This window comes from Bradyrhizobium sp., from assembly GCF_017881085.1.
GTDB lineage: Bacteria > Pseudomonadota > Alphaproteobacteria > Rhizobiales > Xanthobacteraceae > Bradyrhizobium.
The window spans coordinates 1-9,855 of the sequence record NZ_JADGRI010000204.1 but is presented as its reverse complement, the minus strand read 5'-3'; the positions used below and the strand labels follow the sequence as shown (position 1 = coordinate 9,855).

Below are 9,855 nucleotides of genomic sequence, written 5' to 3'. Positions count from 1 at the left end.
CCGATGAATTTCAATATTTCCCCGCCATGTCGCGCAATCGGATCCGACATGGCGTCGAAATAGCCGTTCAGAAGATCAATGACGTCGTCGCGCGGCCAGGTGTCGGAGATCCGGGTGAAATCACGCAAATCGCAGATCATGATGGCGGCGCGTACCGTCGTCCCGCTTCCGCGCCTGGTGGCGCCGGCCAGAATGAGCCCGCCGGCATGCGATCCGACATAGGTTTCGAGCAGCGTCCGCGCCAGCCGGTTCTTGATTCGGATTTCGCTGACCAGCGCCAGAACCGGCAGGAGTTTCGACAGGCCGGCGATATGCGCGTCGTCGAAACCTCCCGGCCGGTCGGTTGCAAAGGTCACGATATGCCGCTTGCCGAGCGTATGGTACAGCGGCCACGCCACATAATCGGTCAGGCCCTTTGCCCGCATCTCGTCATAGACGGCGTGCTTGCGGCCAAGCGATGCATCGCGTTCGAGATTCTCGCGCACCTCGATAGCGCCGTCATGGATTTCGTTGGCGGGACTATCGATGTATTCGGATCGCTCCCTCACATCGTAGTCAACTCTCGCGAGCTCGGCCTCCTGCATCCCGTCGGCCCACATGATCCGGGCGCCAAGCCATTGGGGATGGTGGATCAGGACATGAAGCGACGCCCGCTTGACCGGAATACCCGCTCGCTGGAGCCGGACACAAAGTTCAGCGAAAATATTGTCAATGAAGTGCTCATCGCGCGTGTCGTTTGTCAGCCAGTGCACGACGTCGCTGTCGGAAACCGGATCGATTCTTGGCGGCGCATTCATATCTTGCTCCCGAACAGTGACCTTGATCGACGGTACAGGATATGTCGTGTCTCCGCTCGACGGCGTCAACGGAGTCCGCCGCAACCTGCTTGCGCGCATCGGGTTGTCGGTCGGTTGCCGCGTGTCCGGCACGGGAGGACGCCGCCGTAGCGCTGCTCTCCCTTTCAACCCGTAGCTCGCGTTTGGCAATTCCAAGGGCTTTCGGTTAAACGTGGGCTGTCGGATCGCTTTGCCGCCAGTAGCAGCCCCCCACTCCTGCAGCCGGCCTCGATTTCGTGCTGGGCCGTCTTCAGCTCCGGCACCTCGACAAGCCCTGGCAGACGAAGCCTCTGCCGCCCCTTGGCCAGGACTGTCTCACTCGCCTGAATGGTCGGGAGGTCTGCGTCCGAGTGGAATTTCGCGTTTTGTTCTGCGTGCGTTCGGGTTCTCAAAATCCCCTTTTGCACATTTCCGATGGAACCAATTCGTCGCCTTCGCGATGTCTACTTCGGGCAATGGGGGAACAAGAAGTTGGAAGATGCACCGATTATTCTCGTCGTCGAGGACGACCACCTGCTTCAGGCGGTCGTCGAAGAAGCGCTCAGTGAAGGTGGTTTCCAGATCATCATCGCGCCGTCCGGCGAGAAGGCCATGGAGCTATTGGACACTTCCGGCGAAAAATACCGGGCTTTGGTCACAGACATCAACTTGGGTCGCGACAGGCTGAACGGCTGGGAGGTCGCTCGCCACGCACGAGAGATAAATCCGGCGTTTCCCGTTATTTATATGAGCGGGGACAGCGCCGAAGATTGGGCGTCGTTGGGGGTCCCAAACAGCATCATGTTGCCGAAGCCGTTCGCGCCCGCCCAACTGCTCACCGCTGTGTCGCAGCTTCTCAATAATGTTCCGCCATCAACAACGTGAGGGCCGACGCCCGCGAGGCTCGGCGATGGTGCAACATTCAAGTAGTTGAAACTGTCGGGTCTGCCGCTAAACTTCGCGGTCCTGTCTAATCGGAGCGTCGGGTGAAAGAGTCAACGAACCCCATCGCGGCGGAAGGCCGCTCTCGAATGGGAGATTTCCTGGCAGGGGGCGGTGAATTAGGCGGCCTCATGAGGGAGCACGATTGGAACAAAACCTCCCTTGGGCCTGCCCACGGCTGGCCGCAAAGCCTGAAGATGGCGGTCAGGATCATGCTGACCTCCTTGCAGCCGATTTGGATAGGATGGGGCAAGGAGCTCATTTATCTCTATAACGATCCCTACAAATCCATCATCGGCGGCAAACATCCCTGGGCGCTCGGAAAGCCAACGCATGAGGTATGGCGTGAAATATGGCCGGACATCGCTCCATTACTCGAAACGGCAATGGGAGGCGATCGCGGAACCTATGTCGAGTCGCAGCTTCTTATCATGGAGCGCAACGGATATCCGGAAGAAACCTACTACACCTTTTCGTACAGCCCGATTCCGGACGACGATGGCGGCGTCGGTGGCATTATCTGCGCGAATAGCGACGATACCCTGCGGGTCCTCGGCGAGCGACAAATTGCCCTGTTGCGTGAGTTGTCTGCAAGTACGGCAACCGCGCGTTCGTGGCAGGACGTCTGTCGGCAAAGCACACATGCACTTGCCTCGAATACGCGCGACGTGCCGTTCTCCATGCTGTATTTGGGCGAGCCGGGCAGCGGCATTTTTGAACTTGCAGGATCGTCGGGCATCGGCATCGGCCATCCAGCGGCACCTCCCGTTTTGGAACTCTCGGCTTCCTCGCCGTGGCCTCTCAAGACGGTTCTTTCCACTCATCAAGCACAGGTCGTCGGGGGGCTGGAGAAGTTGTTCGCGGATCGTCTCCCCGCCGGCGCATGGGATCGCCCGCCCTTTCAGGCCGCAGTTCTCCCTATCCTGGCGACCGGAGAGACCGGGCGTTCAGGTGTCTTGATTGTCGGATTGAATCCATTTCGCCTGTTCGACGAGAACTATCGCGGATTTCTCGGTCTCGTGGCAGGCCAAATTGCGGCCGCCCTTGCCAACGCGCAGGCCTATGAAGAGGAAAAACGGCGCGCCGAAGTCCTGGCAGAGCTGGATCGCGCCAAGACAACTTTTTTCTCGAATGTGAGTCACGAATTTCGAACCCCACTCACGCTGATGCTGGGGCCAATCGAAGAACTCCTGGCGGCCAGCCAACCAACGGACAAGTCGCGACCGCAACTCGAGTTGGTACACCGTAACGGGATGCGGCTGTTGCGGCTGGTCAATAGCCTTCTGGATTTCTCGCGGATCGAGGCCGGACGGATGCGGGCGAATTTCGAGCCGACCGACCTCAGCGTGTTTTCCGCCGAAATAGCCTCGGCCTTCCGCGGCGTCATCGAGAAAGCTGGGCTTCGCTTCAGGGTCGATTGCAGAAACCTGTCGCGCACGGCCTATGTCGATCGCGACATGTGGGAAAAGATCCTGCTGAATCTTCTGTCGAACGCCTTCAAGTTCACGATGTCCGGGGAGATAGCGGTTTCCGTCGCGGACTCCGGCGACGGCACGGCGGCCCTGGTGCGCATCGCAGACACTGGGATCGGGATTGCCCAGGACGAGCAACCCCGATTGTTCGAACGTTTTCATCGCGTCGAAGGCGCCCAAGGAAGAAGCTTTGAAGGCACCGGCATCGGTCTCGCTTTGGTGCAGGAACTCGTGCGAATGCACGGTGCGAGCATAGAAGTTAGGAGCGCCCTGGGACAAGGAACGACTTTTACCATCCGTGTTCCGTTCGGATCCTCGCACCTGCCGCAAGACCAGATAAGTCAATCCAGCTCGTCGGCCGTCTCGATCAAGTCGCAGCCCTATCTGGAGGAAGCGCTTCGCCTGCTCTCCGGTTTGGAGACGGGCCTTCCTTCTTCCGGGTCTTCAGAGACTGCATTGGCGACCGAGGAACTACCTCGCGAATCGCTCCCCGGCGCCGGAAGGCGCATTCTGCTGGCGGACGACAATGCGGACATGCGCGACTACGTTCGCAGATTGCTGGAGGCGCATGGCTACGTCGTCGAGGCCGTGGAAGACGGCGAAGCCGCATTGGCTTCGGCGCGCCAGTGGCCACCGGATTTGGTGCTCACCGACGTCATGATGCCGAAGCTTGACGGATTCGGTGTGTTGCGGGGAATTCGCGCCGACGCGAAGTTGGCTGGAATCCCCGTGCTGATGCTTTCCGCCCGGGCGGGGGAAGAGGCGAAAGTCGAAGCGCTCGATGCGGCCGCGGATGATTATCTGGCCAAACCATTTGCAGCCCGCGAACTTCTCGCGCGGGTGAATTCCAATATCCAGATGGCGAGGGTGAGAAGGGACGCTGCCCGTGCCGTCATGCAAAGCGAACAGCGATACGTGATGTCGCAGGAACGCCTGACGCTGGCGTTATCGACCGGGCGCGTTGCGATTTACGACTGGGATGTCGAGAGCGATCGCCTGAGCATTCAGGGACCTCTGGGCGAAGTGTTCGGTGTTACCCTGGAGGACGTCGCAAATGGACTTCCGCTGAGTTCGATCGTTGACGGTATTCACCCTGATGATCGTGAGGTCGTCATGGCGCTCATCGCGCGCACGGTGGAAACCGAAGAGCCGTTCGAAGCGGAATATCGCGTTCGAGGTGGGGCCAACCCGCGTGCCGTATTGTCACGCGGGCACGTCTACACCGGTTCGTCCGGTCAAAAAATGTTTTCGGGCGCATTGATCGACATCACCGAGGAGAAAGCGGCCGAACAGGCGCTTCAGCGCGAATTGGAATATCGACGACTTGCCGAGGCAAAGCTTCAGGCAATCAACAGCACGCTGGAGCAGCGGGTCGAAACCGAGGTTGCGGAGCGAATAAAGGCCGAGGAGGCTTTGCGCCAGGCCCAAAAAATGGAGGCGATCGGGCAATTGACCGGCGGCGTCGCCCATGACTTCAACAACCTGCTCACGGTGATCATGGGCGGTCTCGACATTATCCGCAGATCGAAGCCGGAAGATCATGCCCGCATAAAGCGGGCGACCGACATGGCACTTCAAGGGACCCAGCGTGCCGCGAGTCTGACGGGGCGGCTGCTGGCCTTTTCAAGGCGCCAACCGCTGGAGCCAAAGCCGCTGGAATTGACCGCTCTCGTGCGGGAGATGACTGAACTGCTTCATCGAACGCTGGGTGAGAGGATCGAACTCGAAGCCGTGATGGCCTCCAGGCTTTGGCCCGTTGAGGTCGACCTAAACCAGCTGGAGAGCGCCATCCTCAACTTGGCCGTCAACGCGAGGGACGCGATGCCTGACGGCGGCAAGTTGACCATCGAAGCAGCAAATACGGCGTTGGACGAATCCTACTCCGCCAGGGATACGGAGGTCATTCCGGGTCAGTACGTGATGCTATCCGTCAGTGACAGTGGTTCAGGAATGTCAAAGGAAACGTTGGACCATGCTTTTGAACCATTCTACACCACCAAAGAGGTGGGACGCGGGACGGGCCTTGGCCTCAGCATGGTTTATGGATTTGTAAAGCAGTCTGGCGGTCACGTTACGCTGTATAGCGAGCAAGGTCAGGGGACGACAGTGAAGCTCTATTTCCCCCGGTATAAGGGAAAATTGAGCGCGGTCGAGATCGAAGAACGGCCGTCAACTCCTACGGCGAGCCACGAGGAAGTTGTTCTGGTCGTTGAGGACAATGACGACGTACGCTCCTACAGCGTGACCATCCTGCGAGAGCTCGGATATAAAGTACTTGAAGCTGCAGATGCCGAAAAGGCGCTGCAGATCCTCGAAGGTACCGACCGCGTCGATCTGCTGTTCACCGACGTGGTATTGCCCGGGAAGAATGGGCGCGTATTGGCCGATTCCGCTAAGCGGTTGCGTCCTGCCTTGCGTGTCCTGTTCACGACAGGCTACTCGCGTAACGCGATTGTTCATCAAGGCCGCCTGGACGCGGATGTCCACCTGATCAGCAAGCCATTCACTTTCGATCAGCTCGCAGCCCGGGTACGCGACATCATCGATCTACCGGTGCCGAAGCAACTCTCGTGAACGGCCGCTTCGCGCACCGCAACCGGACGTTCCCTCGGCGCTTTTTGACCCGGTGCGGAGGTCGACTGTCCAGGGAAGCAATAGCCGAGGAATAGACCGCGCTTTCCGGGGTTCACACCCAGGACTTGGACCGTTCAGGTCGATAATGCAGTTCGGACATCAACCCGCGCATTGCAACGACGAAGTCCGCGTCGAAGAGAAGCGACTCCGGTCCCGCATAATTTGACGGGTAAGCCCACTCGGAATATTAGAAACGGCGCTTTGCAGGCAATGAAAACTACCCTTCATTCTTTCGCCGAGGGCATCTCGAAGCTCGGCCTGACGGAGGTCGGCCATGCCATCGCGCTGCTTTGGTACTTTGATCTGCAGGAAGGCAAACCGGAGTTGCGTCCTGCTTTCCTGGCCGGGTTGATGCATGATCTCTCGCTTCGCCGCCAGGTCAACGCCACCCGCCTTGGAAGGCAGCTGCTTGCAAACCGTGCCGTGATGAGGGGTAAGGAGATGGGCACCGTGAGACTTCGCCTTGCCAGCAGGTCGCGCCTGTCATCCCGCTATAACGAAATTGCGGGAAGGGTCGTTGCACCCGCGCCCGGCGCACACATCATTCCAGCGGGACTGTTCGACAATACCAGACCGTATCTGCAAACCCTGGTGGTGCAGATCAACGGAACCTACCAGAACGGTTTCTACGACGCCTGTGCCGTCATGTGCCGGCGCTTGCTGAATTGCCTGGTGCTCCTTGCGTTCGAAAGTGCGGCAAAGGGCAAAGTCATAAGAGATGCCTCCGGGGAATACCGGGCGTTCGCCCACATCATCGAATTGGCTTCCTCCAACCGGCACTTAAAGCTCGCCCGGGGCGCGGGCGCGGTGATGGGAAAGATGGATTATGTGGGTGATCTTGCCGCTCATCACCCGACTTACACCACCCGACAGAAGGACATCGACGAGCAGCGGCTGGCGTTTCACCGCGTCATTTTGGAACTGGCCGATCTTGCCGAAATCAAGTCGCAGGCCACGGCTGACTGAAAGAGGCGGCCTGTCTTTGAGGTTACTCCGAGTATTCCTGCTCGAACCGATTCGGGCCCGTAGGCTTAGAGACCCATTTGAGCGTCTTTCCAGACAGCGCGGCAAATGTGCCTGATGCCAACCTGATCACGGCCTTCCCCGACGCATCCTGGCCGATTGGCTTGCCGTCCTTCATCACGATCGACCCGTTGCCCTCCAACAGCTGCCCGACCGCCAACCCACCGGGTGCGCGGTGAGCGGTGGAGGCAGCCAAAAAGGTCGACTTGGGCCCATCCCATTCAACCATTGCATTTCCGGTCAGAACGGCCCCCTTCAGCAAGCCATCCACGCCGACGCAGGAATACTGAACGCTTTGGAGGCTATGACCTGTGCGGTCGCCGATCGGCTCTGGGGCATTCGAGCCAACAACCGTACACTCGTAGCGTCCGACCATGTCCGCAAAGGCCAATCCATTTGTGCCGATCAAGCCGAGTGCGGAACACAAAAGTGTAGCGATAAGGCGCGTCGTCATTGGCCTCTCCCTCGGGTTGTGTTTTGTTACCCTAACGCCGGGCAGGCGCACCTTTTTGATGGAAATCAAAACGCCGCGGATCTTGCAGATCAGCTGTCCTTGAGTGCGGGTCGGTTCGCTAACCCTCTCGCAAAGCGCCGTAGCAAACCGGACCGCTTCAGGTTCAGTCATTGACCCGACCGTTCAAACGTTTTTGGGTTTCAAGGCCAGGGCCATGCTGCAGAGCAGCAGCCGTTAGGATTTCGTTAACCTTGCCGAAGCAAGATTCTCGAGGGGCCACCGAAAGGAGAACTCATGACAAACCTGGAAGAGGCAATTCGGGAACGTGCCTACCATCTCTGGACCGCCGACGGTCAACCCGAGGGCAAGGCGGACGTCTATTGGCTGAATGCGCAGAGGGAACTTCTGACGGAAACGGTCGAAGGCTCAGGCAGTGAAGCTGCCGCCGATGCGGCGCCGGTTACGACCAGGCCCGCGAAAAAGGCGAAGGTCGCCGGATCCGGCAAAAGGAAAGTCCGCGCAGCATAGTCCGGTCTCGACCTCGGAATCATGACCGTGACGTGATCATAAGGGGCCGGGGTGGCTCGACCTCCCCGTTGCCATCTGGATTCTTTATCGCCGATCCGCCGTGAACGGTTTCGCGGCTCGCGCCGCCGCGGAGGTGTTGCCTCGCTGAGGTCGGCAGGTTGGCGATATGCAAATCGTCACCGGCGATAAAGGACAACATGCTTGTCCAATTAACGCCTCAACAGCGCCTTCACTTGCGGCTAAAGCAGGTCGACGATCTTTCTTGAAGGAACCAATCCGCCCACGGCGGGCTTATCGCAGATGTTCCGAAACCGGGGAGACTGCCATGAAAATCGCAACGCTCATTTTGGCTGGCACTTCGGCCCTCGCCATCATTGGTTCAACGGCATGGGCCCAGGAAGCGCGCACGGGAACGATAACCGTCATTGACCGGCTCAATAACACCGTCGCGATCAAACAGACGCAGAGTGGCACCACCGGAGCAAACACCGGCGGCGCTGCCGAAGAATTCAAGGTGCAAAACGGCGCCTCGCTGGAAACGGTGCATGCCGGCGACAAGGTCACCTTCTCCACCACGGACAAGGATGGGGTCAAGGTCATCACGACGCTTCAGAAGCAGTAGATATTCCGACGCCGCAATCCGGCGTCTCCATCCCGTTGGCGACGGTTTTCAGTTGCGCGGGGCGTGGCCTCGGCCGCTGCATCAGGGAACCGATGTCGGCAGTGGCGCCGAGTTGGCCTCCTGCGAAGCCGCGGGCCGCTGATCGAACTTCGCCAGCACCGACGCGCCGCCGTCAAACCGAACGCGATAGACCTGCAGGTTCTCCATGACGCGCTGGACGTAATTGCGGGTTTCGGAGAGCGGAATGCGCTCCACCCAGTCGATGGCGTCCACATTGGGATCGCGCGGATCCCCGTACAATTTCACCCAGTCGCGAACACGGCCCCGGCCGGCGTTGTAGCCGGCGAAGGTCATGATGTGACAGCCCGCATATTCCTTCAGCAATGCGCTGAGTTCAGCCGCGCCCATTTGCGTATTATAGACGGGATCGGAGACCATCCGGTCCCAATCATAGGCGACGCCGAACCGCTTGGCGGTGTCGCGTCCGGCTTCCGGCGTGACCTGCATCAGACCGACCGCATTGGCCGGCGACTTGTCGCGCTGGTCGAACGCGCTCTCGGTGCGTGCGACCGAATAGATGATGCTGCGCTCGATCCCGGGGCCAATCGGACTGTGCCGCGGGATTCCAATGGTCGGAAAGGCGTAGTTGTCGAGCGCCAGCCCGCGGGCGAGCGCCGGCTTGCCGATCTGCAACATGGCGCGCGCATCGTTGCGGCGGCCGGTGAGTTCCGCCAGCGCGGCCAGCACCGCCACGTCCGTGCTCTCCTCGGCAAGATCGGCGACAAAACTCAGGGCGACGTCGCGTTCGCCGAGCGCATAGAGCATATCGGCGGCGCGCACGCGTTCATCCGCGAGCGTTGCGTCATCGGCAGGGTTGGCGGGCAGCGCCGCGCGCAGCTCTGCTCCGTCGAGGCCGAGCCTGGCGCGCGCCATCTGTCCGTAATAGGCGGTGGGATAGCGCGCGGCAGCCTCGTAGAAGGCGCGCATCTCCGCTTGCTCACCGGCCGCTTCGGCGGCGCGGCCACGCCAGTAGTTCGCCCGCGCCAGCACGATCGGATTGGCCGAGCCGTCGTCGATATGGGCGAAATGCGTCCGCGCCACCGCGGGATCGTTGCGGTAGCGCAAGGCGATCCACCCGCGCATGAAATGCAGGTCCGCCCGGTAAGCCTCGCCTGCCGGCAGAGCGGCGTCGCGCACGACCTGATAAGCGGCTTCGGACTTGCCCTGATCGAGCAGCTTGCGCGCCAGAGCGCGACGTTCGCGCCACCATTCGTCGGTATCCTGCAGCGCCATTGTCTCCGGGGCTGCCGACAGCACAAGACGGGTGGCGTCATCGATCCGGTCGTGACGCACCATCCAGCGCAT

At 60.2% G+C, this 9,855-nt stretch carries 8 protein-coding genes; 5 read left to right on the top strand and 3 right to left on the bottom strand.

Annotated features, from left to right (window positions below):
* The coding region (locus QZ213_RS18490; protein ID WP_291687537.1) for an adenylate/guanylate cyclase domain-containing protein at nucleotides 1–797 on the bottom strand (797 nt) is incomplete at its 3' end.
* A gap of 510 nt (nucleotides 798–1,307) precedes the next feature.
* Here QZ213_RS18490 and QZ213_RS18485 point away from each other — a divergent pair.
* The 3 genes from QZ213_RS18485 (at nucleotide 1,308) to QZ213_RS18475 (ending at nucleotide 6,829) form a co-directional block, all read left to right on the top strand.
* Nucleotides 1,308–1,700: a response regulator gene (locus QZ213_RS18485; RefSeq protein ID WP_291687536.1), complete on the top strand. Its 393-nt coding sequence runs from the start codon at nucleotides 1,308–1,310 to the stop codon at nucleotides 1,698–1,700.
* A gap of 101 nt (nucleotides 1,701–1,801) precedes the next feature.
* A complete protein-coding gene (locus QZ213_RS18480; RefSeq protein WP_365885073.1) occupies nucleotides 1,802–5,803 on the top strand; it encodes an ATP-binding protein in 4,002 nt (1,333 codons plus the stop codon).
* Between the two features lie 270 nt (nucleotides 5,804–6,073).
* Nucleotides 6,074–6,829: a hypothetical protein gene (locus tag QZ213_RS18475; RefSeq protein WP_291687535.1), complete on the top strand. Its 756-nt coding sequence runs from the start codon at nucleotides 6,074–6,076 to the stop codon at nucleotides 6,827–6,829.
* A 22-nt stretch (nucleotides 6,830–6,851) separates the two neighbouring features.
* On the opposite strand, the gene QZ213_RS18470 is transcribed toward QZ213_RS18475, so the two are convergent.
* A complete protein-coding gene (locus QZ213_RS18470; protein WP_291687534.1) occupies nucleotides 6,852–7,340 on the bottom strand; it encodes a hypothetical protein in 489 nt (162 codons plus the stop codon).
* Between the two features lie 294 nt (nucleotides 7,341–7,634).
* Here QZ213_RS18470 and QZ213_RS18465 point away from each other — a divergent pair, with 294 nt between their 5' ends.
* Nucleotides 7,635–7,868 carry a DUF2934 domain-containing protein gene (locus QZ213_RS18465; RefSeq protein WP_291687533.1) on the top strand — a complete coding sequence of 78 codons (234 nt, stop codon included), beginning with the start codon at nucleotides 7,635–7,637 and terminating at the stop codon, nucleotides 7,866–7,868.
* Between the two features lie 325 nt (nucleotides 7,869–8,193).
* Nucleotides 8,194–8,490, top strand: a complete 297-nt coding sequence (locus tag QZ213_RS18460; RefSeq protein WP_291687532.1) for a copper-binding protein — start codon at nucleotides 8,194–8,196, stop codon at nucleotides 8,488–8,490.
* Between the two features lie 81 nt (nucleotides 8,491–8,571).
* Here the strand turns inward: QZ213_RS18460 and QZ213_RS18455 are convergent.
* Nucleotides 8,572–9,855: lytic transglycosylase domain-containing protein (locus QZ213_RS18455; protein ID WP_291687531.1), on the bottom strand; the 1,284-nt coding region annotated here is incomplete at its 5' end.

Excerpts from the sequence above, each read along its gene's own strand:
- QZ213_RS18475 (WP_291687535.1), top strand. The coding sequence starts at position 6,074 with ATGAAAACTACCCTTCATTCTTTCGCCGAGGGCATCTCGAAGCTCGGC.
- QZ213_RS18470 (WP_291687534.1), bottom strand. The coding sequence starts at position 7,340 with ATGACGACGCGCCTTATCGCTACACTTTTGTGTTCCGCACTCGGCTTG.
- QZ213_RS18465 (WP_291687533.1), top strand. The coding sequence starts at position 7,635 with ATGACAAACCTGGAAGAGGCAATTCGGGAACGTGCCTACCATCTCTGG.
- QZ213_RS18460 (WP_291687532.1), top strand. The coding sequence starts at position 8,194 with ATGAAAATCGCAACGCTCATTTTGGCTGGCACTTCGGCCCTCGCCATC.